At 55.3% G+C, this 24,497-nt stretch carries 18 protein-coding genes; 16 read left to right on the forward strand and 2 right to left on the reverse strand.

Annotation, left to right across the window (positions count from 1 at the left end; all coding sequences use genetic code 11):
- Positions 1-299 precede the first annotated feature (299 nt).
- Positions 300-4,004 (forward strand): right-handed parallel beta-helix repeat-containing protein, encoded by a 3,705-nt coding sequence (locus ACYVC2_RS24610; RefSeq protein ID WP_461106774.1) that lies wholly within the window; start codon positions 300-302, stop codon positions 4,002-4,004.
- A 205-nt stretch (positions 4,005-4,209) separates the two neighbouring features.
- Here ACYVC2_RS24610 and ACYVC2_RS24615 read toward each other — a convergent pair whose 3' ends face one another.
- On the reverse strand, positions 4,210-4,674 hold the full coding sequence (locus ACYVC2_RS24615) for a response regulator (protein ID WP_461106776.1): 465 nt from the start codon (positions 4,672-4,674) through the stop codon (positions 4,210-4,212).
- A gap of 199 nt (positions 4,675-4,873) precedes the next feature.
- Positions 4,874-6,001: a hypothetical protein gene (locus tag ACYVC2_RS24620; protein WP_461106778.1), complete on the reverse strand. Its 1,128-nt coding sequence runs from the start codon at positions 5,999-6,001 to the stop codon at positions 4,874-4,876.
- Between the two features lie 273 nt (positions 6,002-6,274).
- Here ACYVC2_RS24620 and ACYVC2_RS24625 point away from each other — a divergent pair, with 273 nt between their 5' ends.
- From ACYVC2_RS24625 to ACYVC2_RS24695, 15 genes are all read left to right on the forward strand, one after another.
- Positions 6,275-6,622 (forward strand): LytR/AlgR family response regulator transcription factor, encoded by a 348-nt coding sequence (locus tag ACYVC2_RS24625; RefSeq protein ID WP_461106780.1) that lies wholly within the window; start codon positions 6,275-6,277, stop codon positions 6,620-6,622.
- Between the two features lie 463 nt (positions 6,623-7,085).
- Positions 7,086-7,982 (forward strand): glycosyltransferase, encoded by an 897-nt coding sequence (locus ACYVC2_RS24630; protein WP_461106782.1) that lies wholly within the window; start codon positions 7,086-7,088, stop codon positions 7,980-7,982.
- Between the two features lie 155 nt (positions 7,983-8,137).
- Positions 8,138-9,607, forward strand: coding sequence for a right-handed parallel beta-helix repeat-containing protein (locus ACYVC2_RS24635; protein WP_461106784.1), 1,470 nt, complete (start codon positions 8,138-8,140; stop codon positions 9,605-9,607).
- Positions 9,608-10,093: 486 nt separating this feature from the next.
- Positions 10,094-10,906: a polysaccharide biosynthesis/export family protein gene (locus ACYVC2_RS24640; RefSeq protein ID WP_461106786.1), complete on the forward strand. Its 813-nt coding sequence runs from the start codon at positions 10,094-10,096 to the stop codon at positions 10,904-10,906.
- Between the two features lie 38 nt (positions 10,907-10,944).
- Positions 10,945-13,245, forward strand: coding sequence for a GumC family protein (locus ACYVC2_RS24645; protein WP_461106788.1), 2,301 nt, complete (start codon positions 10,945-10,947; stop codon positions 13,243-13,245).
- 83 nt (positions 13,246-13,328) lie between these two features.
- Positions 13,329-14,006 carry a sugar transferase gene (locus tag ACYVC2_RS24650; RefSeq protein WP_461106790.1) on the forward strand — a complete coding sequence of 226 codons (678 nt, stop codon included), beginning with the start codon at positions 13,329-13,331 and terminating at the stop codon, positions 14,004-14,006.
- Between the two features lie 49 nt (positions 14,007-14,055).
- Positions 14,056-14,862: a WecB/TagA/CpsF family glycosyltransferase gene (locus ACYVC2_RS24655; RefSeq protein WP_461106791.1), complete on the forward strand. Its 807-nt coding sequence runs from the start codon at positions 14,056-14,058 to the stop codon at positions 14,860-14,862.
- Positions 14,863-14,893: 31 nt separating this feature from the next.
- Entirely contained in the window at positions 14,894-16,315 is a 1,422-nt protein-coding gene (locus ACYVC2_RS24660; protein ID WP_461106793.1) for a flippase, read from the forward strand.
- Between the two features lie 5 nt (positions 16,316-16,320).
- Positions 16,321-17,232: a glycosyltransferase family 2 protein gene (locus tag ACYVC2_RS24665; RefSeq protein WP_461106795.1), complete on the forward strand. Its 912-nt coding sequence runs from the start codon at positions 16,321-16,323 to the stop codon at positions 17,230-17,232.
- Positions 17,233-17,240: 8 nt separating this feature from the next.
- Entirely contained in the window at positions 17,241-18,407 is a 1,167-nt protein-coding gene (locus ACYVC2_RS24670) for a glycosyltransferase family 4 protein (protein ID WP_461106797.1), read from the forward strand.
- A complete protein-coding gene (locus ACYVC2_RS24675; RefSeq protein WP_461106799.1) occupies positions 18,404-19,666 on the forward strand; it encodes an O-antigen ligase family protein in 1,263 nt (420 codons plus the stop codon). The genes ACYVC2_RS24670 and ACYVC2_RS24675 overlap by 4 nt, the downstream gene beginning before the upstream one ends.
- A complete protein-coding gene (locus ACYVC2_RS24680) occupies positions 19,663-20,538 on the forward strand; it encodes a glycosyltransferase family 2 protein (protein WP_461106801.1) in 876 nt (291 codons plus the stop codon). The genes ACYVC2_RS24675 and ACYVC2_RS24680 overlap by 4 nt, the downstream gene beginning before the upstream one ends.
- Before the next feature lie 14 nt (positions 20,539-20,552).
- Complete coding sequence (locus tag ACYVC2_RS24685) at positions 20,553-21,848, forward strand: glycosyltransferase family 4 protein (RefSeq protein ID WP_461106803.1); 1,296 nt, start codon at positions 20,553-20,555, stop codon at positions 21,846-21,848.
- Positions 21,849-21,884: 36 nt separating this feature from the next.
- On the forward strand, positions 21,885-22,778 hold the full coding sequence (locus ACYVC2_RS24690) for an aldo/keto reductase (protein WP_461106805.1): 894 nt from the start codon (positions 21,885-21,887) through the stop codon (positions 22,776-22,778).
- On the forward strand, positions 22,775-24,481 hold the full coding sequence (locus ACYVC2_RS24695) for a GMC oxidoreductase (protein WP_461106807.1): 1,707 nt from the start codon (positions 22,775-22,777) through the stop codon (positions 24,479-24,481). Before ACYVC2_RS24690 ends, ACYVC2_RS24695 begins: the two co-directional genes overlap by 4 nt.
- Positions 24,482-24,497 lie beyond the last annotated feature (16 nt).

The following is a 24,497-nucleotide window of genomic DNA, read 5'->3' on the forward strand; positions in this document are numbered from 1 at the left end:
CATGAGCACAGCAAATGCTATACCCTGATTAAAAAGGAAGGCAGGGTTTTTGTTTGCCAAAGGGACCTAAAAAAACACCGTATCCGAAAAAACTTAGGATACGGGGCGGAGTCTACGGTAGGCTCTATACGAGTTATGACCAGGGTATCAGTGCATATAAACTGCAAAAAAAAAGCTGTTTATACCGTATAATAAATAAATAACCGTTTCATCAAAACATTATTACCCCTATCTTTGTAGCCTTTCAAATGTTACTATTGATTTGTATTTTTAAACTTGTACTTTATCGGTATTAATTTATGCAAATTAAATGTATGGGCTACTGGGGATCTGTCTGGCGGGGCTTGCTATGCGTCTTACTCAGCATTGTTGGCCAGGGGGTCTGGGCACAGACCAATTATTTTGTCGCCAGCAACGGAAACGACAATAACGATGGCCGATCGTCGGCCAATCCCTTCCAGACACTGGCTAAAGTCAATAGTTTATCCCTGCGCCCCGGCGATGTGATCCAGTTTAGGCGGGGCGACACCTTTCGGGGAACATTAGTTATCAACCAATCCGGAACCTCAGGAGCGCCCATCGGTATCGATGCTTACGGCAGTGGGGCCCGACCCGTACTGGCCGGTTCGGCCTTGGTCAGTAACTGGACAAGCGTAGGTGCCAATTTATGGCAAGCGTCGTTTCAGGCGGGCGGAAGTCGGGTATCTGGTGTATACAACAACGGGGTCGCGCTGCCGCTGGGCCGTTTCCCTAATTTGAATACGACCAACAAAGGGTATCTAACGGTACAGTCGCACTCAGGAAAAACGCAGCTGACCAGCCAGCAGGGACTGTCGACCAACTGGACAGGGGGAGAAGTGGTAGTTCGGGCGCAGAAGTGGATTACCGACCGGGCCACAATTACCCAGCAGAATGGCAATACCCTTAGTCTGAGTAATTCATCCAACTACGATCTGTCGGATGGCTGGGGCTTCTTTATTCAGAATCACCCCGCCACGCTGGACCAGTCGGGGGAGTGGTATTATAATCCATCCACCAAAACCATTTTACTGTACAGTACTACCAATCCGAACGGTCAAACCATCACGGCTACGGCCTACGATGAAGCAATTCGGGTAGAAAATGCGTCGGCGGTCATTATTCAGAACCTGACCATCACCCAGGCCCGTGTATCTAATGTGTATGCGCTGAACAGTTCCAGCCTCACATTGCAGGCCGATGAGATTACCAACGCAGGCGAGGATGGGGTTCACATCGATGGGTCAGGCGCTAACGTAGTGCTGGAAAGTAATTTATTTTATAAAATCAACAACAATGGTCTGACCGTCAAGCCGTACCAGAACCTGACGGTTCGTAACAACACAATCCGGAGTGTGGGGCTGGTGGCCGGGCGAAGCCGGAGCGGAGACGGTCAGGCAATCGGGCTGTTGTCGCAGGCCAACGCCAACACCCTGATCGAAGGGAACGTAGTCGACAGCATCGGCTACCACGGAATCAACTTTGGGGTCAATACGACCATCCAGCGGAATACGGTTTCGAATTTCTGCCTGGCCAAAAGCGACGGCGGGGGTATTTACATCTGGAATGGCAACCGGCTCGCCATGTCTAACCTGAACATTCTGTCGAACATCGTGTACAACGCGATCGGAGCGCCCGAAGGAGCGCCCGCCGATTCGTATTCGGGGGCCAACGGCATTTACCTCGACGATTGTACGCAGAACGCCAATGTTCAGGGAAATACGGTATTCAACTGTACGGGAATCGGCTTTTACCTGCACGCCACCACGAACATTGCCCTGCAGGGCAACACAAGTTACAATAACGGCGAAGGGCAGCTGCTCATCGGGCCGGCCAACGGGGGCTGCGCGGCCCGGTCCAATCTGGTGCAGAACAATATTTTCGTGAGCAAACCCGGCACTCAGATCGTGGCCCGCTACGAGTCGAACGATAGTGATCTGGGCAGCTACGGTTCCTTCGACAACAACTACTACGCCCGGCCGTTCAACGATGTGTCGACCATCCGGGCGGTCAATAAAAGCGGCACCAGCATTGTCGGTAGTGATCTGGCACTGAGCGAATGGCAGACCCGTTATCAGAAAGACGGCGCTTCCAAGAGTAGCCCCATCACCTATAAATCGACGGCCATTACCGGGACCGTAGCCAGTAAGCTGGCCAACACTTTCACCAGCAATGCCGAAGGCTGGTCGAACTGGAGTTCGTACGGAAACGGGCAGGTTATTCAGGTCGGTGGTGGGCAGAGCGGTGGGGATATGCTCGATGGGGGCAGTCTGCAGGTAAGTTTCCCCAGCAGCTCAGGTCGCTCGGATTCATACGCCATCGTGACTAACTACATCGGGGCGGTGGGCAAGACCCGCACCTACCGGATTCAGTTCGACGCCATCGCATCGGCCAGCGGCAAACAGGTCCAGGTCTACATCCGCCAGCGCGACTCCCCCTGGCAGGATGTATCGGCCCGTACCACCGTGTCGGTGGGCACGACCCGTCAGCATTTCGATATTAACCTGACCTGTACGGCCGATGAGGCCAATACGCTGTCGAGCTTTCAGGTAAGTGAAGATGGCAAGACCCTCTGGCTCGATAACATCAGCCTGCAGGAAGTTGGCGCCACTAAACTGAATAACAGCTTTTCGGGTAATACGGAAGGCTGGTCGACCTGGTCACCCTACGGCAACAGCCAGGCCAGCCAGACAACGGGGCAACTGGACGGAGGTAGCCTGCAGGTGAGCTTCCCCAGCAACTCGGGTCGTTCGGATTCGTACGCCATCGTGACTAACTACATCGGGGCGGTGGGCAAGACCCGCACCTACCGGATTCAGTTCGACGCCATCGCATCGGCCAGCGGCAAACAGGTCCAGGTCTACATCCGCCAGCGCGACTCCCCCTGGCAGGATGTATCGGCCCGTACCACCGTGTCGGTGGGCACGACCCGTCAGCATTTCGATATTAACCTGACCTGTACGGCCGATGAGGCCAATACGCTGTCGAGCTTTCAGGTGAGTGAAGACGGCAAGACCCTGTGGCTCGACAACATCAACCTGCAGGAGGTAACAGCCGGTGGGCAGCGGCTCAACAATACCTTTACCAGTGGGGCAGAAGGCTGGTCGACCTGGTCGCCCTACGGAAACAGTCAGGCTAACCAGTCGACGGGCGGGCAGGCGCGTACGGGGCAACTGGACGGGGGTAGCCTGCAGGTAAGCTTTCCCAACAGCTCGGGCCGCTCGGACTCCTACATGATCGCGACCAATTACATCGGTAGTATCGGTAAGGCGAAGACCTACCGGGTTCAGTTCGACGCCATTGCGTCTGGGGCTAACAAACGACTACAGGTGTATCTGCGTCAGCGCGATTCGCCCTATCAGGACCAGTCGGCCCGAACCATCTTACTGGCTGGTTCGACTCGGCAGCGGTTCGATCTGACACTGACCGCAACGGCCGACCAGGCGAATACGTTTCTAATCGTTCAGGTCGATGAAGATGGGCAAACGGTCTGGCTCGACAACCTGACTATGCAGGAGGTGTCGACCAGTGCCAAAAATCCGGACGATTACATTCAGATCGTGTTCAATCCGACAGCGCAGACCAAGACGGTTTCGCTGAGTGCTTCGTACCGGGATGTTAAAAATCAGGTGTATAGTGGGCAGATCACCCTTTTGCCCTTTTCCTCGGCTATCCTGTTTCGGGAGGAAGCCAGTGCCCGGTCGGCAGCGGCCGATTCGGAGGGCAGTACGTTTGTGCGGAAAACGGATGGTAAGATCGTGTATCCCGTGCCTACTTACGATGAGTTTACGTTCGCGGCCGACGGGGATATTCAGGCCGTTCGGGTGTTCGATCTGATGGGTCGGGACCGGCTTCAACTGACTGATATCCGGCAGGGGCAGACGGTGCCGTTCGGGAACCAGTTACCAACCGGACAGTACATTCTGCATGTCCAGTACGCGGATGGGACTCACCGGTCCGAGAAATTAGTGAAAGTGGATCGCTGACCTACTCGGTCCGCTGGTCGACTCAGGCCGTTTGGTACGCTGGTTCAGCGTAGCAGACGGCTTTTTTTATGGGTAATCAAGCCAAATTGTCGCCCTGGCCGGTGGCGAATGAATCATTTTTGGCTAACTGATCGGTGTGGATAGAAGAAAGGCCGGGCACAGATGATAAACAGCCCGTCCGCTGTAGTAAGCGCACCTGGCTTCACTACGGTCGCATGGGTAAGGTGGCCAGGTCCCACCAATATCGCCGGAAAGCGTAGAAGCTGTTCAGCCATTCGTGGTAGCTTTTCGGCTTAACGATGTAAGATGTCCCGCTGAACGAATATACTTCGGCAATGTCTTCGGGGGCCTGCGACGAACTCAGCATAATGATGGGCGGCTTCCGGTAAAACGTATGGTTTTTAACGAATTCCAGAATCGACAGACCATCTTCCCGGCTGGGCAGGTACAAGTCCGACAAAACCATACGGGGTAAATGATCGGTGTCCTCGGCATGTCGTTCCAGATAAACGATGGCCTGAGCTGCGTTATTCATCCAGATCGGTTCGACCTCCGGAAAGCACTGGGTCAGCACCGACCGGATAATGAGCCACTGGTCGGCACTGTCCTCTACGATCAGGATAGGAAACTGACGCACTTTTCGGCGTCGGGAAGTAGCTTGTTTAGCCATACAAAAATATGGGTTGAGTATTCGTTGATGGTTATTCAATAGGTCGGCGCACATACCCTTCGCGCCGTCGGTTACTTGCTGGATTGCGGACAGTTGCCGCTGCTCAGCCCGGTAAGGACGGAATCAGGGTAGGAGGTGCCAGACAGGGGCGAATACAGGTAGTTGGTTCTTTCATAAAGTGAGTATACGTGGATTATGTTTACGGCTGGGGGGATTCAGGCTTGTTCAGGGCCCGTTCCAGTTCACTTTCTTGCGTCGGTGGTTCGGTAGCTGCCTGGCCCGGAGGGCGGTTATCCATGGCCTGGATATACTCCGTCGGTTCCGTTACCTTCCGGTCGGCCGGCTGACGGACATCGGGGCTGACGGTAGGCTGAGTGGATAGGTCGGTGGGATTCACCACCGCAGCATGCTTCGGCAGGTTGCGTTTCGAAGTGGCCACGGGAGCACTAGCCCGAACGGTTGCCGGTTCGATGCTGACTGGTTTTCGGGAAATCGAATGCCTATGGGCCGGGCGGCTGTTGGCCGTTACCAGAGCCGGAAACAGCGAATACCGGTTGGCGTAGTCGATGTAAGCCAGGCTACAAGTCAGCAGCAGGGTGAACACGCCGAGGGCCCAGTGGCGGGTCGGTCCTGGCTGTTTAAGTACCAGACCGGACAGTAGGCCCGTGCTATGTCCCGAAAGGGTAACGGTGATTGGCTGCTGCGGTTGATCGATGACGAGCTGCCCCTGGTGGGAGCCCGGCCGGTCGGACTGATACCGTACGTGCACGTAGGAGCCCGTCGGCGAAGGAACGAGGGTCAGACTGGAGGCAAAAGTTGGACGGCTGTCACTGGCCAGCTGGAAATAGTCGGGAGTATCGGTGGTCAGCGTGACGGGTTCGCTGGTCTGCTGGGTTAGCCGCACTACCTGAAACGCCGGCGTTCCAGAGCGGGTCGACTCAAACACCAGCGAGGAGGTGCTGATCGCCAATGGTGGTATCGCCAGCAACTCCCTGCCGGTCGAAGCCATAAGCGGTAAGGTAACCGTTTCGGATTGGGCATCCCGAACCATGATAGTCCCGTCGCCTAACGATTCGTCAGGAGCCACGATAGTCACCCGGCCCGACGCTTCCCAACGACCCGGAGCCTGTTCATGATACGGAAGCGTCTGTTCGCTTTGGGGCTCATCAGCCGCTGTGGTAGTCAGCGAATAACCCGCTGAGGCACACACGACGAGCGGTTCCGGTGTCGATTTGGCATCGATTATCGATTGGACGGTAAAGCTATAGGCTCTGTTCTGAAAATCTTCCGCATAAATCGTGTTTTCTGTTGGTCGACAAAGTAGCATTATTGTTTCTACTATAAGATAAAGACGTAAACTTCAGGATTAAAGTATCGGATAGAAATTGAGTATATCAATTGGGCCAACTAGAAAACTAACTCGCTACCAAATTCTTAGACTTCATCTTTCCGAAAGGGACATGTTATTTACTTAGAATACCCTGAAAAAATCAAAATAGTGAGGCAACGGTCCCGCCCCGCTAATCCGGCCATCGATGGTTTTCTTCAAAACCAAACCGGCTCCATCTGCGTATTTATCATATCAATCTATGAGATCTATATGAAAAGTATTCAATTAGTTGGTCACCCCGATCCCGTTCTCATCGACTCCATTGTGTGGCTTGAGGGGGAGGCTAACTACACCCGTATCTATTATCAGAACGGGACATTTTCAATCGCTACGCAGCCGCTTCAGTGGTTCGAACATCACCTGGATTTTATCCGGGTTCATCGCTCGGCCATCATTAATCCGGCCTTCATTCAGGAATTTGTGCAGCAGCGAGGTCGGTCGGGGTGGGTGCGCCTGCTCGATAACCGGGTTATTCCTGTTTCCCGCAATCGCCTTGAGCAGACAGCTGCCCGGCTTACGGCCATCAACAATCCCGATGGCCCACCTGCTTTAGACTAAAGTTCGGTTACCAAAGAAATTATTCATTCACAAATATATAAGCTTACAGGTGCCAGATATAAGTTAATTTCTAACTGGGTAATACTGGAAAATAGCCAATTATATAGGCCAATAATAGCATATATAAGTGAAGTGAAAGTTAATTAAGTTAACTTGTATGACTCTTTCAAGCAATTTTAAATACTAAGTCTGGACGTTAGTTTAATAGGCATACCTGGCTTTCTACTGTCTTTTTTTGTCCTCAAAAAATTGCTGCTCTACCTTTAGGTAGCAAAAAGGAGACATTCTGCTGTACGTCCTCCACGATTGCTTTGCTTCTACCGTCGGGAAAGTTGGCGGAGTCAGGCTCATGCATGAGCCTTTAATAGACTCGCCAGCTACCCAGTAAAATACATCGGCCCGTCTGAATACCGCATCCGACACCGTGCTGATCACTCAATGTTATGCTAATCTTTTTTCATGTATGAACGCACCTGTGCTTTTATTTGCTTACAAACGCCCCATCGAACTTGAGTCTACCCTGAAAGCGCTGCAGGCTAACCACCTGGCGGCCGATAGCGACCTATACATCTTCGTCGATGCGGCCAAACGACCCGACGATGCGCCCAAAGTAGCGCAGGTACACCAAATTCTGGATGCTGCATCCGGCTTCCGGAGTATCCACCGCGATTACGCCACCAGTAACATTGGTTGCGCAGATTCCATCATTCGCGGGGTATCGGAAGTGCTGGCTAAACATCCGGCGGCCATCATCGTGGAAGATGACCTCATTACGGCCCCCAACTTCCTGGATTTTATGAACCAGGGATTGAAAAAATACGCGCGAAATTCCCGCGTTTTTTCGGTTTCGGGCTATACGCTGCCCTTTCAGCGACCATCCGGTTATACGAAAGATGGGTATTGTATCCCCCGACACAGTCCCTGGGGCTGGGCCACCTGGTCCGACCGCTGGCAGTCTGTCGACTGGGCGATGACCGACTACCCGGAGTTTGTTGCCGACCGGCGGCAGCAGAAAGCGTTCAATCAGGGCGGCTCCGATCTGGTGCGGATGCTGCAGGATCAGATGGAAGGCCGGGCCGATGCGTGGGATATTCGCTTCTGTTACAATCGTTTCAAACAGAATGGGTTGACAGTATACCCGACCCGCTCGAAAGTGCAGAACATCGGCTTCGGGAAAGACGCTACCCATACCGATATATACAATCGATACAAAACGCTGCTGGACGACGGTGTACAACGTGTCTTCGATCTGCCCGACGTCGTTCAGTCAACCGACTATTACCACCGCCAGACGCTTCGGCACTATAGCATTCCGGTCCGGATTTATAACCGGCTGAAGACCCTGACGGGCATGCGCTAACGTAAATCGTTCCGATTTCCCAGCCTCATTCAACGACCTTTAACCGATAACCGGCACCGATTGCTTAACCGGTCATTGGTAACCCTGACCCGCTACAGCCAAACGTCTGATCAGTTGACGGACGAGTAATCTTGTACTTTTTTCATCGATACGCTATGAAGCATGCGATCCGGCTCCGGCTTAGTGCGGTTGTTCTTCCGTTTCTGGGCTTTGTCTGCTGTAAACCCTCCGATGCCGTACCCGATGGGGTCGTACGTCGGCAGGATACCCTGACCATTGCTCAGGTGCGGGCGCTCAATACCAGTCCGATTCCATCCAGTATTTACATTCGGGACAGTGGCTCCGAAGGGGTTTTTACCGTCGATAAGGCCGATCAGAGCAGTACCGATAATACGGGTACAACCCTGGTCACCCAGCAGGGAGATCGGTACAAGCGAAGCTTCCAGGGGGCGGCCAGTTTGCTGTGGTTTGGAGCGAGTCCGTCGGAGGCCGATATCGGTCCCGCGCTGGACAGGGCGATCAGCGCCACCAGTGAACTATTTATTCCCGACGGAACGTACACGCAGCAGACCGCAGCCCGTCTGAAGAGCAATATCCGTATCTGGGCCAATCCGGGCAAAGTGACCATTGTGATGCCTAAGTCCTACGTGTCGCTTTCAGCCTACGCATCGGCAACCAGTACGACCGGGCAAAACATCGAGCATGTTCAGATCGACGGACTGACCTGGCAAATTACTTCCCGGGACGTGGGTACTTACGGAGCCATCTCGATCGATGGCCCGTCGGTCAATGACCTGACCGTGCAGAACTGCACCAGCTCCGATGCAGCCGCCAAAGACAGTACCAACTGGCTGACTCTAAAGATTCAGGCGGGCCGAACGGCCTCGACGATCGTGGTGCGCAACAACAATATTCAGGCCCGGCGGATGGCCTGCGAGATTTTCAACCACGACAATTATAATGTTTACGCAGGAAAGAACATTACCGTGAGCGGGAATACCTTTCACGATTGCCATTTCGGACTTTCGCTGTCCGGCCCGCTCGAACAGCTTACGGTCGACAATAATTACGTAAAAAACTGCAGTCTGTTCGGGATCGAGATTGCCGGGGCGGCCCAGAAGGTGAGCATTACCAACAATCGCTTCGAGGGGGTGTTCGACAAGTTTCTGGAAGGGTCTAACGACGGCGACGGCAACGGTACTATCGTCGGGGGGATGATCATTACCGGCAACACGACGGTGGGCCTGTGTCAGGGAGGAATTCAGTTGCATAACGGCGGGGCGGTTCAGTTCAGCAAAAACAATTTCCAGATGACGGGCGTCCTGGAACTTCTGCATTCGACGGCGGGCGGGACCTTTACCGAAAACGTCATCCAGAGTTCGTCCAATAAAGCCATCATCTGCGACAATACCCCCAACCATACCTTCAGCGGGAATACGATCTCGAACAAACCCAGTCCGCAGAATCAGGCAACGTTTCTGGTATACGGTAGTAAGGCTACCAACAACGTGCTGAAAAACAACAAGCTGGTGAAAGGAAACGGCGGAAAACCTTATGATGCCCTCCTGGGCGGAAGCTGTCTGGCGTCTATGAACTACGACGAAGCCGGTAATGCCATCCCCTGAAGCCGTTCAACCCACGTACCTGAAAATAAATGAACCTATTTACCTGGGTCATTGGCTCAAAAAACGGCCGGTCAGCAACCTACTGACCGGCCGTTTTTTTATAGGTACTGGCTAGCTAACCTATTATATATTAATGATTTAGGTATGTAAAATTGGTCATTTGATTCAGATATGCATCTGTAATTAATTTCTAATGTGGTAATACCTGAAAAAGTACTATTTGCTATGAAATGATTGTCATTTACCTATTAATAAACCAGAGTGTTTTTACGGTAGAAGTTTACAAAAATGAGAAATCGACAATTTATGACTATTTGAAGTTTATTAAGCCGCTTCTACCAGTAAATGCCACCGCTTCTTTTCGGGAAACTCTCCGCATAACTTTATAGTAGATAACAGGGAGCCTACATTGGTTTAGTACAAAAAACGGCTCCTCTTATCGCAGCTCCTGTCCACACATTCTGTCCGGGTAATCACGTAGTATTAATGAACAAAAAAAACGCTGAAAGGAAACCCAATACGAATCGAATCCGGGTTAGCGTTGCTGTCGTTGCCGCTGGAATTGCCGCTGTAACGGCCTGTACGTCACCCAAGAAACTGGCCTACTTTCAGGGAACAACCAGCCGGGAAGACACCGTAATCGTCGCCGAGCCATTTAGTCCAACTATCAAAAAAGGAGATGTGCTTGCTGTACAGGTGAGCAGTCTCAATGCCGAAGCCTCTGCCTACTTTAATCCAACGGCGGTGGCCGAAACTAACCCGGGTATCACGCCCGCTAACCCTTTGACCCGATCGGCCGGCTATCTGGTCGATGCGAACGGAACCATAGAACTGCCGCTAGTTGGTCAGGTAACCCTGGTCGATCTGACCAATGCCAAGGCGGCTGAGCTGATACGTAATAAGCTCAAGGTTTATCTGAAAGAACCCACAGTAACGGTGCGCAATCTGAATTTTAGAATCTCGGTGCTGGGCGAAGTCAGCCGGCCGTCGCTGTTCACGATTCCAAATGAACAGATCACCTTGCCCGAGGCTCTGGGACTAGCCGGTGACCTGACCATTTACGGTCGGCGCGACAATGTCCTGGTGATTCGGCAGGAAGGTAACCAGCGGATTTTTGCCCGGCTCGACCTGACCCGGCGCGATGCGTTCCGGTCGCCCTACTACGCGCTCCATCCGAACGACGTGGTATATGTGGAGCCGAATAAAGTGCGGGTAACGAGCGTAGACCGCGTGTTTATACTGACACCCATTGTAACAGGGATCTTATCGCTGGTTGCCATCATCGCAACCCGGCGCTAATTAAAAACGATACATCATTCAACGTTAACTACATGAGTATGGCCGACAACTCAAACTATTCGTACGTTCCGTATCAGGTCGTCACCACCGACAAAACAACGCTGCAGTCGCACCTGTCTCCGTACCTCCGACAATGGCCCTGGTATATTCTTTGCATCGGGCTGGCTTTGGCGGGGGCCTACGTGTATCTGCTCTACAAACAGCCGATCTACCGGATTCAGGCCAGCCTGTTGCTCCAGGACGAAAAGCGGGGAAATTCTCAGACCAATCCTCTCAAGGAACTGGAGGTATATACCCCTAAGAAAGTGGTGGAAAACGAACTGGAAGTACTGCGTTCGACGACCCTGATGGAGCAGGTTGTCAATACGCTCCACCTGGACACCCGTTATTTTCACAACACCTCCTACGGAAAGCGCGAAATTTACACCGAATCGCCAGTTTGGATGCTAGCCGATTCGGCCAGTCCGGACCTCTACCGGAAACCTATAACCCTGGCTTTCCCGACTCCTCAGACGGTACAGATCAACGGCGGGCAGACGTATCCCCTCGATCAGCGGATCAAAACTCCGTACGGAACGCTGCGCATCGTGACCCGTCAGGCCGTTGGGCCGAAAACCCAGCCCGTGCTGGCGCAGGCCATGCCCCAGGGGGCGGCCGTAGGCATGTACCTCGACCACCTGAAAGTAGAGCCAACGAGCAAAACCTCGACGGTCGTCCGGCTGACGCTCGAAGATGCCAGCCCGCAGAAAGGCGAAGCGATCCTCAATCATCTGATCAATGCGTATAACCTGGCGGCCGTTACGGATAAAAACAAAGTGGCGTCCAGCACCCTCCAGTTCGTCGAGAAACGCCTGCATATGGTGACGGGCGAACTGGCCGACATCGAGAAAAACGTAGAGCAGTATAAAGCCGGCTCCGGCATTACGGATTTGAGCGCCCAGGCCCAGTCGTTTCTGCAAACCACCCAGCAGAACGATACCCAGCTCAATCAGGTGAACGTGCAGCTGGCCGCACTGAACGATTTGCGGGAGTTCGTCTCGACGCGATCCGACAAACGGGGCAGCACGCCCTCGATTATCGGCCTCAACGACCCGATCCTGCTGGCTGAAATCAATAAACTCTCGGAACTCGAACTGAAGCGCGACGGCATGTCCCAGACGACCTCCGAAGGAAGCCCGCTGATGCAGACGGTCGACAACCAGATCAAGGCGACCCGCGACAATATCGGCCAGACCATCAGAACGATGCAGACGATGCTGACCAGCTCGAAGCAGGAGTACCTGACCAAGAACGAGAAGCTGGAACGCAGCCTGCGCACCATCCCGCAGCAGGAGCGGGCCCTGACGGAGATTACCCGCCAGCAGACCATCAAGAATAACCTTTATACGTACCTGCTGCAGAAGCGCGAAGAGATGGCCGTAACGTTTGCCTCCTCGGTAGCCGACAGCCGCATCATCGATGCCGCTAAAAGCAGTGGCGATCCTGTCAAACCTGTCGGGGTAGTGTTCTATGCGCTCTTCGGGCTGGTTGGATTTCTGGTGCCGACCGGTGCCATTGCGGGCCGACGGGCGATGAACAACCGGGTGATGAGCCGGGTAGAAGTCGAAACGATGACACAGGTGCCGATTCTGGGTGAAATCTCGAACAAGCGCCATCGTGAAACGCTGGTTGTGGCTCCGCATCAGCGCTCGGTAATTGCCGAACAGATCCGCTCGATCCGAACCAACTTACACTTCTGGAATGACGATCCGGAACCGAAGCAGGTTATGCTCTTCACCTCCAGCATGAGTGGGGAGGGCAAATCGTTCGTCTCGCTGAACCTGGGGGCGAGTCTGGCCCTGATGCGTCAGCCGACAGTGATTCTGGAAATGGACATGCGCAGACCCCGCCTGCACCAGCTGTTCAATGTCGATAATTCCGTTGGGCTTAGCTCGTATCTTAACGGCGAAGCTACCCTGACCGACATTCTTAAGCCGGTGCCGGGTCATCCCAACTACTTCATTATACCCAGCGGACCTTTACCGCCCGATCCGTCCGAATTGCTGGCTGGTCCAAACATTCGGCAACTGATCGACCTGCTGCGGGAGCAGTTCCGGTATATTCTGCTCGATGCACCACCGATTGGGCTGGTGACGGATGCGCAGGTGATCGCGCCCTATGCCGACACGACGCTCTTTGTGGTGCGCCACGGGGTCACTCCCCGGCACAGCCTGAAGATACTCGACACCGTATACCGGGAGCAGCGCTTTCAGAACCTGCGGATTATCCTGAATGCCGTAGGCGGAAGCGACACCTACCATTACAACGACCAGCTGAAGAACGGCTATTCGTATCGGTAAACCGCCGATTCGGCGGATCTATGCGTCGGCCCCGGCAGGGGCTGTACTTACTCAACTTTTGTGCATGCAAAATCAGCATTTCTATGCAGGCATCTACTGACGGAAAAACAGTTCAATTCTACCTGGACTACGAGGTACGGTCCAGAAATCATCCCAGGAAGTGGATTCTCATCGGTCTTAAGAAACGGGCCTTCGACCTGCTCATTGCCGGGTCAGTGACTTTCCTTGTGCTCATTTGGCTTATTCCCCTACTTGCTCTATTGATAAGGATGACATCCTCGGGGCCGGCCATCTTCGTTCAGCTACGCACCGGCCGCAACGGACGGGTATTTCCCTGCCTGAAATTCCGGACCATGACGTATACCGCTAACGCGCCTTTTCGGCAGGCTACCCGCAACGACATGCGGGTAACCCGAATCGGGCGGGTGCTGCGCCGGACCAACCTGGACGAAATGCCCCAGTTTCTTAATGTACTCGCGGGCCACATGAGCGTGGTAGGGCCCCGTCCGCACCCCGTGTTGCTCGATGCCCAGCACTGGCACACCCTGCCGGGATATAAAGACCGCTACGCCGTGAAGCCCGGCATTACGGGGCTGGCACAGGCCCGGGGGGCCCGGGGCGAGACCGACGAACTCTACAAGATGAAAACCCGCCTGCGCTACGACCACCTGTACATCCGCCGGCAATCGACCCGGCTGGATGCGAAAATCTGCTGGTGGACCGTTCAGGCGGCTATTCAGGGAAACAAAAACGCCTGCTGATCAGGGATTTACTCAACGTTATCTTATCCTCTACATTCCTCCGAACCACATGGCCAGGGTATTGCAAATCAACCTATATGATGCGGGGCTGAAATCAGCCGTGAACGAAATCATTCGGCAGTGTACATCGCTGCCCCGGCAAAACCGGTGTATCAGCGCTACCGACGCGCATGGTTTAGTGACCGCCTTTCGAAATCCAGGCTTCAAAGAAACCCTGAACTCGTTTTACTGGAACCTGCCCGACGGCATGCCCAGCGTCTGGATCGGCAAGATGAAGGGCGCCAGCCAGATGACTCGCTGCTACGGCCCTGATCTGTTCCGTTACGTATTCGAGGAGAGTGCCCAGGCGCCCATCCGCCATTTTCTCTGCGGGGGTAAAGAAGGCGTTGCCGACGAGCTGAAAGCCGCCGTGGCCCGTAAGTTCGGGAACCAGCAGGTGGCGGGTACATACTGCCCACCGTTCCGCGATATGTCGGATACTGAACTTCGGTCGCTGGCCGATAAGATCAACCAGTCGGGGGCGCACATCGTCTGGATCGGCATCAGCTCACCCAAGCAGGAGTACTTTGCCCGCCGTCTGGCGGAATGGACCCAGGTCAGCTTCATCGTTACGGTGGGGGCCGCGTTCGATTTTCATACCGACCGCGTGCGGCAGGCGCCGGCCTGGATGCAGAAATGCTCGCTGGAGTGGCTCTTCCGACTCATGATGGAGCCCAAACGGCTGTATAAGCGCTACCTGAAAGTGGTGCCGCTGTTCATTCTGTTCAACCTGAAAGAGTTTATGTTCCCGCAGGCCATGGGCGCCGGTTCGTACCCGACTGCGGTCGGTTTACGAAGTACCGACGCTGCCAATTAACCACCATCCGCACGTTTTTAACCGACAACCTATGCTAAGTAAAGAAGTAACCAGCCTCGATATAGCCGATGTCGACGTGCAGCCGGACAAGCCGTCGGGCGTTACCGTGGCACCGGCAGCACCAAGGCAGGGCGTGTTGTCGACACCCGTGCTGAAACGGTTCGCCGTCAATGTAGCGTCTCTGTTTAGTCTGCACGTGGCGAATATGCTCCTGCCGCTGCTAACCGTGCCCTATGTTGTGCGGATTATCGGACCCGAGCGGCTGGGGCTGCTGAACTTCTCGCAGGCATTCGTGGCTTATTTCACGCTGCTGATCAACTACGGTTTCGACATGGCATCGGTGCGCACCATTGCGGCCAACCGCACGGATCAGGCTGTCCTGAACCGGGTGTTCAGCGAAGTCGTGGTGGGTAAATCCCTGCTTCTGGTCCTGTCGACGGTTATTTTCGGGATCATCACCGCCTACATTCCCGAGTTTCGGGCGCACCTGGGTCTGCATATTTGCACCTACATCGGCTGCATAGGCATCGTTTTCTTCCCGGTCTGGCTTTACCAGGCTATGGAAAGTCTGGGGCGGGTTGCTTTGTTCAACACTGTCATCAAGGTGCTGGTTACGCTGTCGGTATTTATTTTCATCCGGCAGCCCGAAGATTATGTGTATCAGAACCTGTCAATGAGTCTGGCGCAGGTGGTCATCAGTTTCGTCGCTTTTTTTGTGGCCATCCGCCGGTTTCACATCACCTTTGCCTGGCCGGCAAGCAGCCAGCTCATGAAGCGGTTCCGCGACGACAGCACCCTGTTCTTCACGTCGGTGGTGGCAACCATCTATGCCGGATCGAACATTTTCCTGCTGGGAGTTTTCAGTACCCCCTACAACGTGGGTATTTTTTCGGCCGGTGCTCGGATCGTGTCCATCGTCCAGGCGTTTGTGTCGTTGGCGCTGAATCAGGCGTTTTTCCCCATCGTGGCCAATGCGTTCGGCCAGAGTCAGGAAAAAGGCCTGAATATTGTCCGGACCATCTTTTTCCCTGTCATGGCGCTGATGCTTCTGACCTCCGCCGGCTTATGGCTGATCGCTCCGGTGTTTATCAAGCTGTTTTACGGGCCAAAATTCACGGATGCCGTACTGGTACTCCGGATCGTGGCGCTGTTGCCGGTTACGCTGGGGCTCAACAACCTGTTGGGCGTTCATACCATGCTTAGTCTGCGAATGGACAAAGCCTTCTTCCGGATCTCGGCGCTGGGGTCCGTGGTGAGTCTGACGCTCAACGCCTTACTGATTGGCCCCTTCGGGCCCGTTGGTGTTGCCTGTTCGTGGGTTACTACCGAAGCGTTTGTAACCTTATGCTTTTACCTCTATCTCCGCCACAAAGGTGTAGAAGTAATCCGGCTCGCATACATGCAGGATGCCCTGGCATTCAGCAGAAATCGGTTAACTACTCTGTTTAAGTAAACTGTATGGAACGTATTGCCGCCGTCGTGGTGACATACAATCGACTCAACGATCTGAAAAAGTGTCTGGACAGCCTGCGTGAGCAGACCCGGCCGCTGGAAGCCCTGTATGTGATCAACAACGGGAGCACCGACGGTACAGGGGAGTGGCTCGGCACCCAGACAGATCTGATCGTGGTCTCTCAGGCGAACCTGGGTGGAGCAGGCGGATTTGCCACCGGAATCGAGACGACCTACCAGGCCGGATTCGACTGGATCTGGTGCATGGACGACGATTGCCTGGCCGCACCGGATGCGCTCGAAAATCTGATGCAGGCTCCCAATATCGGCCCCTGTATCAAAAACTGTATGTCGATCAGTAATCAGCGAAACGGCGAACTGGCCTTCTTCGTCGATCTGCCCCACAAGGCCTTTCGACAGGTTTCCGACATGACCTCGTTCGAGCTGATTTTCGGAACAGCCGCGCTGTTCAACGGCACCCTCATCAGTGCGCAGGTGGTGAAAACCATTGGTATACCTGATAAGCAATTGTTTATCTGGGGCGATGAAGTCGAGTACATGACTCGTGCTCAGAAAACGGGTTTTCCGGTGGTCACCGTACCCAGGGCGGTGTTCTACCATCCACCCGCATTCGACCGGAACGGCCTGCTTTGGCCGGGGGGCGTCTGGAAACAGTACTACGCCATCCGGAATCAGCGTCGGGTGTTTCAGAACACCCACGGCAACCGCTATGGTAGCCTCATTTTTCTGAGCTGGTCGCTGCGGGTAACGATGCAGCAGATCCGGGAAAAACGAAAAAACCGGATGTACAACTTCCTGATGTATGGCGAAGCGGCCCTGGATAGCCTGATGAACAATTTCCGCAAGCGACCCGAGTCCATTTTTACGATCCGACTGTATCGGTTCATGCACAAATAAGCACCCTCATGAATGTTCTGATTGCTACGTATCTCGTTCCTACTTCGCCTTCGGGCGTCGTTACTTACTGCCGCAGCCTGGCCAGCGATCTGGTCAGCGCGGGTGTCGGGGTGCATACAGTCGACTCCTCACATACGCCCGCACTCTGGCGCAAATGTCTGGGGCTGCTGAAGCGCATCATGCGTCCGTTGGGCGGGGCGTTTTACGTGGCCTACGATGAGTTTGCCTATTTCACGGCGCTCTACCTGGCCGTCCGAAAGCTGCGTGGTGCCGACTTCGACCTGATTCACGCGCAGGATGTCCGATCGGGGGTGGCCGCCTGGCTCGCGCTGGGAAAACGGGTACCGGTGACCCTGACCTGCCATTTCAACGACGATCCGGTGCGGGAGCTGGTGAATCAGTTCGGGCTTAAATCAGAGTTTACCAACCGGTTGACGGACTGGTATACCTACCTCTTTTCGTTCGTGCACAACTACGTGTTCGTGTCCGATTATGCGTATGTGCAGTCGAAGCATCTGCTGCCGACGGCCATCCACAAGCGGATTCTACGCAACACGGTTCAACTGGGAAAACCCGCTTCCCGATCCGAACAGGCACCTGCCGACCAATTGGTCATCAGCAATGTCGGGTACATCGACGAGCGGAAAAATCAGCAACTGTTGCTCCGGATCGGGCATGAACTTCGTCGGCGGGGGCTGCATAACTTTCAGCTCTGGATCATCGGCGACGGCCCTAAACTGGCCGACTATCGAAAACTGGCCGAAAGCCTGGACCTGACCGATCACGTTACTTTCTATGGTCGGCAGGCTGCCCCCTGGCAACTGGTTGCCCAAAGCGATCTATATGTGCATACGGCCCTGAACGACAACTGTCCCTACGCCATTGTCGAAGCCTTCGCCGTCGGTACCCCGGTGCTGGCGCTGCCCGTTGGCGGGATTCCGGAAATGATGCCGGATGGTTTCGGTGCGCTGCACGGAAGTACGGCCGACCAACTGGCGACCGAAGTCGCTCCGTATTTCGAGTCGGCACTACGGCAGCGACTGGCGCAGGCGCAGGAGGCCTATGCCGGCCAGCACTTCAACTCCCAGACCAATCTGGAGCAGTTGCTTTCGTTCTACCGCCAAACGATCGGGGAGGCATCTCCGGTCGAGGCTCAACTGAACTACGTCGTATGATCACCTGGCTCTATCGATTTCTGCTGTTTGTACTGCTGTTCGGCGTCAGTGCGCTGAGCCACGGGGGCAATACCCTGAGCCCGTTGCTCGACAAAGCAACCAGTGGCGTAACGCTGCTGGGTATTCTGGCGCTGGTGGTCTGTTATTTCCACTACCCGCGGTTTTATAAAATGATGGCCTGGCCGCTGCTGCTGGGTGTGATTCTGCTGATCCTGGAGTCGAAGTACGAGTACGGTCAGTACGTGTATTCCTACTTCGTCATCAAGCGGTTTGCCTACTGCGGGCTGGCCCTGAGTGCCTATTACGTCGCCACGAAAGCCGGCGAGTTTCGGTTCGAATACATCATTTACCTGATTTTTGCCTTCTTTTTCATCAATCAGATCCTGCTGGGGCAGATTTTTTCCTACACCCTGGATTCCGACAGCCGGACCACCACGGCCCCCGAAGCGCTTTATCTGGTCCTGCCGTTTTTGTATTTCCTCGTGTTGTACCTGAAAGAACACCGGCTGTTGCACCTGGGCCTGTGTCTGTTCTCGTTCGCCCTGATCGTGTTTCTGCTGCACCGGTCCGTTATCTCTACCGCCGTGGGCGCAGCCGGAATCGTGTTCATGCTGGCCATGGCCGGGCGGCTGTCGTCGGACGGCAAGGGGCTGCCCATCGGTCGGACGCTGGCAACTTTTGGGGTAATGCTACTACTGGTCGCTCCCTTCATTGGCTTGTTGCCTGAGAAGAAATTCGAGTCGTTTCAGGAAAGTATGAACGGGCTGATCGATCCGAAAGAAGATAACACGGGAAGCTGGCGCGTCGAGCAGTCGGAGTTTTACATTTCCCTGATTCCGGATCGCCCCCTGCTGGGCTGGCGGTACGATGGCTACGACCGGGGCGAAATTATGGAGAATGAAGACTTTCCGCAGAAAGGCACCATCATCCACTCGCAGTACGTCGACATGCTGTATAATTACGGTTTCGTCGGGCTGCTGATCAACCTGCTGCTGATTGGAGGAACGCTGGTCGCTATTTACCGCCACAACCGAATCTGCACCACCGAACAACTGGTCTTATTCGGCTTCGTAGCCAGCGGGCTCGTCTACGGCATTTCCTACCAGTTGCCGGTTTATTTCTGGGGTTTCGTTGGCCTCGGCATGTTCTACGGTCTCCATCGTCCGGCCCTTCAGCGCGTTATTCATTATCCACTCGAAACGCCCCGGCCGGCTTACCCGACCGACGTCGTTTTCTCTAAAAATCAGATAAGCCTATGATCAGCATCGTCATTCCGGTGCATAACCGAAGAGAGTATACCCGGGCCTGCCTGCGCTGTCTGGCCGTTCAGACGTACCGTAATTTCCAGACCATCGTGGTCGACGATGGCTCGACGGACGGGACCGACCTGATGATCCAGGCGGAGTTTCCGGATGTCGTGGTGCTGCGGGGCGACGGTAACCTTTGGTGGACGGAAGCGACCAACTGGGGTATCCGGTATGCCCAGGAGCGGCAGGATAAGCGCGAGCCGAACTTCGTGCTGACCCTCAACGACGACACGCTGGTCAGACCCGATTACCTGCAAACGATGATCGACGCCTACCGGAAGTTCAAGCCCTGCCTGATCGGATCAGTAAGCGTAAACAGCAACAATCCACAACGGCTGGAATACGCCGGTACGTCGATGGAGCTGTATACGGCGGGCGGGCGGCACCTGGCCGAAGACTATAACTACGATTACCAGGAGCTGGTCAGCCGGACGACCTACGTTGAATCGCAGTCGCTGCCGGGGCGGGGTACGCTGATCCCAATGGACGTGTTCGACCGGATCGGGCTGTTCGATTCGCAGCGGTTCATGCACTACATGTCCGACATCGAGTTCACCCTGCGCGCCCGAAAAGCCGGGTATCGACTGATCGTCAATGTGCCGAGCCTGGTGTATGAGTACGTCGAAGCAACCGGGATTCAGGTGGAGCGGAATGTCAGCCTGAAAGACTTTGTCGCCGGGTTTACCTCGATCAAATCGCCCACGAACCTGAAAGCCCGCTACAATTTTGCCATCGCCCACTCGAAAACGAAGGTGGTGTATTTCTGCTTCGACATTGCCCGCATCTGCACGGGTTTTCTGCTACGCAAGGCCCGGCTACTCTAAAACGACAGGACAGGATGAAGAAGCTACTTGTATCAGCCTATGCCTGCATTCCCAACCAGGGCTCTGAACAGGCCACCGGCTGGGCCTACGCCACGATGCTGAGCCAGAACGACCTGGATGTCCACTGCCTGACGCTGATCGATGGGCAGGAAGTGATCGACGCCGTGCTGGCCGGGGGCGGGTTCCCGAACCTGACCGTGCATTACGTTACCCTGCCCGAGTGGGTCAACGCGTTTTATCATAAAGGCCTCATCGGCATGTACTTCCATTACCTCTTCTGGCAGTGGCAGGCGTACCAGACTGCCCGGCGGCTCCATCGGGTAATGCAGTTCGACCTGGTGCACCACGTTACCTGGGGGAGTATTCAGCTGGGTAGCTTCATGTACAAGCTCGGCATCCCGTTCGTCTTCGGCCCCGTGGGCGGAGGGCAGCGGGCTCCGAAGTCGCTGAAGCGGTATTTCGGCCGTTACTGGTCGCGGGAGGTGATGCGCGACGGGGTAAGTACTCTGCTCGAGCACCTGAATCCCGGCTACTACAAGGCCGTCCGGCTGGCCGACAAGCTGATCGTGGCCAATAAAGACACCGGTACCCTGGCCCGGCGCCTGCGCCCGCACCGCCCCATCGAACGCATGGGCGACAGTGGGCTGTATCCGTCGTTTGTGCCCCAGGAGCCCATCCACCGACAAGCCGATGCGACGGGTCCCCTGAAATTGCTCTGGGTTGGACGGTTGCTGCCCCGCAAGGCGCTGGAGCTGATCATTCAGGCACTGGGTCAGGTCAATCCCGAGTTACCGATTACCCTGACCATTGTCGGCGGGAAAGGCGAGATGGCCGACCAGGTACCGCACTACATCGAGCGCTACGGGGTCGGAAACCGCATCAACTGGATTGGCCACGTGTCGTTCGAAGAGGTAAAGGCCTACTACCGGCAATCGGACGTATTCTTCTTTACCAGCCTGCGCGATACGGGTCCGCATCAGCTACTCGAAGCCATGGCCTATTCGCTGCCGATCGTGACGGTGAACCTGCACGGTCAGGCCGAAATGGTCAACAATACCAACGGTTTCAAGATTCCGGTTACGACCGAAGAACAGGTCGTGACGGGGCTGGCGCGGGCCATCGAATGGATGTATGCCCACCCCGAAGAACGGATGGCGATGGGTCAGGCGGGTTATGCCTTTGCCCGGACCCAACTGTGGGAAGCCAAGGTACAAACGTTCATCCACGAGATGTATGCACCCCTGTGGCCCCATCAGCCCGCTGCTGGTCAGCCGGTTATGTTGCCTACAGATGTCAAGACAAATTACTAAGTCAGCCCACGAATGGGGTCGACCATAAACCGACTTATGCGCATGATTACCCTGGAACAACTGTCAAAACTGGGTATCGGTACCAGCCGGGCGAGCTCGCTGGGAAGCCGGTTATCGCCGGATTATTTCGGTACCTTTTTGAAGGTAGCCTCGGCCAACCACCTGAACCTGGTCGATACGTCGGACTATTACGGTTCGGGCGATGCCGAGCGGCTCATTCGGAAGGGGCTCCGGGCAACGGGCGCTCCGTTCTTTGTGCTGACCAAAGCAGGCTTACCCTGCGTGCATGCGCCCGGCTGGCTGTCGCCCCTGAATCAGCTCGCCAAAAAGGTAAAGCAGAAAGCGGGTTCTCCGAAGAATTATACGGCGGCTTATCTGATCGATAGCCTGCAGAAGAGCAACAAACGCCTGGGCGTCGAAGCGGCCGATGGATTTTTGCTGCACGAGCCGGTCTGGGCCGATATTGCCGAAGCCGACTCCTGGGAAGGCCTGCGGCAGATCCGGCAACGGGGGCTGGCGCATTACACCGGCGTATCGACCAACGATTACCGGGTAGTGGAAGAAGGCATCCGGAGTGGGCAGGTGCAGTTTGTGCAGACATCGGCTTGCTGGGGCAGCACCAAATCCGACGATATCATTCAACTCTGCCGGACTCACCGCATTCCGGTTCTGGCCAATCAGGTCCTGATGCCCTTCAAGACGCTGCAACCACGCTTCGACCAGCACGCGGGCACGATCCGAAGCCTGAACGGACTGGCCGACATCTCGCTGGCGCAACTGCTGATCGCGGCCGTACTGGCGGATAAGCAGGTCGACGTCGCGCTGTTCGGTACGGGGCATCTGTCCCATCTGGAACACAACCTGGGAGCCCTCCGCTACACCGACGCCCTGAAGCAACATCTGCCCCGCCTTAACGCACTACTCGCATGATCGTCAGCAAGAACACCTATCAGCCCGGCCAGGTTTTAACGACCGATATCTGTATCATCGGAAGTGGGCCGGCCGCCATTTCCACCGCGCTCAGCCTGGCCTCGGCGCAGCGGAACGTCATCGTCGTATCGGGCGGAAACTGGTCCGAAACCGTACCCAACCAGGATCTGAACCGGGGTGTGGTACCGCAACCGGGCGCACACGAACCGCTGGAAGAAAACCGTCGGCGGCAGTTTGGTGGCACCTCGGCGGCCTGGGGCGGGCGTTGCATTCCTTTCGATCCACTCGATTTTAAAGAGCGCTCGTGGGTGCCCGATAGCGGCTGGCCTTTTTCGTACGAAACCCTCGAACCGTATTACCGGCAGGCCACCAAGCTCTGTCAGATCGGCGAGTATGCCTTCGATGCGCACACGGCTTTCCCGAACAATGGCCGTGAAATTATCGATGGCCTCGATACCGACGAGATCGTTTCGAATTACCTGGAGCGCTGGAGCCCGCCCGTCAACTTCGCCAAAGACTACCGGACGGAACTCGAAAACAGCCCGACCCTGCAGGTGTTGCTGGATGCGCACGTGCTGAAATTAAACATGCAGGACGATAGCGACCGGATTTCGACGGTCGACGTAACGATGGGCGGCTCACCGCTGGTTATCCAGGCGAACACTTTCGTGCTGGCGGCCGGTGGCATCGAAAACCCACGCCTGTTGCTGGCTTCGGCCAACGAGCGGTTTCCTATGGGGCTGGGCAATCAGAACGACAACGTTGGCCGGTATTATATGGCGCACCTGAAAGGCGTTTACGCGGAAATCGATCCGGCCAATCGGGAGAGTCTGCTGGTCGACTTCGAGCGCGACGCTGAAGGTGTATACTGCCGTCGGCGCTGGTGGATACCCGAAGAAGCCCAGCAGGCGCATCAGTTGCTCAATACGGTCTTTTTTCTGTATCTGTCCAACAGCCCCGAAGGGCATCGGGACATGCTGTTCTCGGCCCGTTTCATCGGCAAAGGGTTATTGTCGATCCTGGCCGAGCGCTCGGTGCGTGGGGTATTCGAAAAATCACGCCAGGTGCTGCCATCGCTGAAGGAACATGCCGTCAATATGGCCACCAACGGCCTGACGCAGCTGCCCGACCTGATTCGTTTGAGTATGAAACGGCTGGCCAAACGTCGGCTGCCGTACATTCTGCCGTCGATGAAGTCGAAATACTGGGGACTGTATTTCCAGACCGAGCAGGCCCCCAATCGCGAAAGCCGGGTCTATCTGTCGACTACCGAAACCGACGCCTTTGGCATGCCGCGCGCCGAAGTGAGCATCGATTTTCTGGAAGCCGACGTCGAGTCGGTCGTCGTGGCGCACAACCTGTTTGTCGATAACTTCCGGAAGAAAAACCTGGGCGAAGTGCTTTACTCCGAAGAAGGCCTGCGCGACTACCTCGATAAATCCCTACGGACGTTCAACTCGGGCGCGCACCACATCGGCACCACCCGGATGTCGGACGATCCACAGACGGGCGTCGTCGACCGGAATGCGAAGGTGTATGGGCTGTCGAACCTGTACGTAGCGGGTTCGTCGGTCTTTCCTACCGGCGGGCACGCCAATCCGACATTTACGATCGTGGCCCATGCGTTGCTGCTGGCCGACCATTTGAAAGGAATACCCGTTGCCGAAGCTGCTCCGCAGTTACTGACCAACGCCCGTAACTGACCGGCTGCGTATACAT

Source organism: Spirosoma koreense (assembly GCF_054777875.1).

Excerpts from the sequence above, each read along its gene's own strand:
- ACYVC2_RS24695 (WP_461106807.1), top strand. The coding sequence starts at position 22,775 with ATGATCGTCAGCAAGAACACCTATCAGCCCGGCCAGGTTTTAACGACC.
- ACYVC2_RS24625 (WP_461106780.1), top strand. The coding sequence starts at position 6,275 with ATGAAAAGTATTCAATTAGTTGGTCACCCCGATCCCGTTCTCATCGAC.
- ACYVC2_RS24620 (WP_461106778.1), bottom strand. The coding sequence starts at position 6,001 with ATGCTACTTTGTCGACCAACAGAAAACACGATTTATGCGGAAGATTTT.
- ACYVC2_RS24630 (WP_461106782.1), top strand. The coding sequence starts at position 7,086 with ATGAACGCACCTGTGCTTTTATTTGCTTACAAACGCCCCATCGAACTT.
- ACYVC2_RS24650 (WP_461106790.1), top strand. The coding sequence starts at position 13,329 with ATGCAGGCATCTACTGACGGAAAAACAGTTCAATTCTACCTGGACTAC.
- ACYVC2_RS24665 (WP_461106795.1), top strand. The coding sequence starts at position 16,321 with ATGGAACGTATTGCCGCCGTCGTGGTGACATACAATCGACTCAACGAT.
- ACYVC2_RS24635 (WP_461106784.1), top strand. The coding sequence starts at position 8,138 with ATGAAGCATGCGATCCGGCTCCGGCTTAGTGCGGTTGTTCTTCCGTTT.
- ACYVC2_RS24640 (WP_461106786.1), top strand. The coding sequence starts at position 10,094 with ATGAACAAAAAAAACGCTGAAAGGAAACCCAATACGAATCGAATCCGG.
- ACYVC2_RS24615 (WP_461106776.1), bottom strand. The coding sequence starts at position 4,674 with ATGGCTAAACAAGCTACTTCCCGACGCCGAAAAGTGCGTCAGTTTCCT.
- ACYVC2_RS24660 (WP_461106793.1), top strand. The coding sequence starts at position 14,894 with ATGCTAAGTAAAGAAGTAACCAGCCTCGATATAGCCGATGTCGACGTG.
- ACYVC2_RS24645 (WP_461106788.1), top strand. The coding sequence starts at position 10,945 with ATGGCCGACAACTCAAACTATTCGTACGTTCCGTATCAGGTCGTCACC.
- ACYVC2_RS24685 (WP_461106803.1), top strand. The coding sequence starts at position 20,553 with ATGAAGAAGCTACTTGTATCAGCCTATGCCTGCATTCCCAACCAGGGC.
- ACYVC2_RS24655 (WP_461106791.1), top strand. The coding sequence starts at position 14,056 with ATGGCCAGGGTATTGCAAATCAACCTATATGATGCGGGGCTGAAATCA.
- ACYVC2_RS24690 (WP_461106805.1), top strand. The coding sequence starts at position 21,885 with ATGCGCATGATTACCCTGGAACAACTGTCAAAACTGGGTATCGGTACC.
- ACYVC2_RS24675 (WP_461106799.1), top strand. The coding sequence starts at position 18,404 with ATGATCACCTGGCTCTATCGATTTCTGCTGTTTGTACTGCTGTTCGGC.
- ACYVC2_RS24670 (WP_461106797.1), top strand. The coding sequence starts at position 17,241 with ATGAATGTTCTGATTGCTACGTATCTCGTTCCTACTTCGCCTTCGGGC.
- ACYVC2_RS24680 (WP_461106801.1), top strand. The coding sequence starts at position 19,663 with ATGATCAGCATCGTCATTCCGGTGCATAACCGAAGAGAGTATACCCGG.
- ACYVC2_RS24610 (WP_461106774.1), top strand. The coding sequence starts at position 300 with ATGCAAATTAAATGTATGGGCTACTGGGGATCTGTCTGGCGGGGCTTG.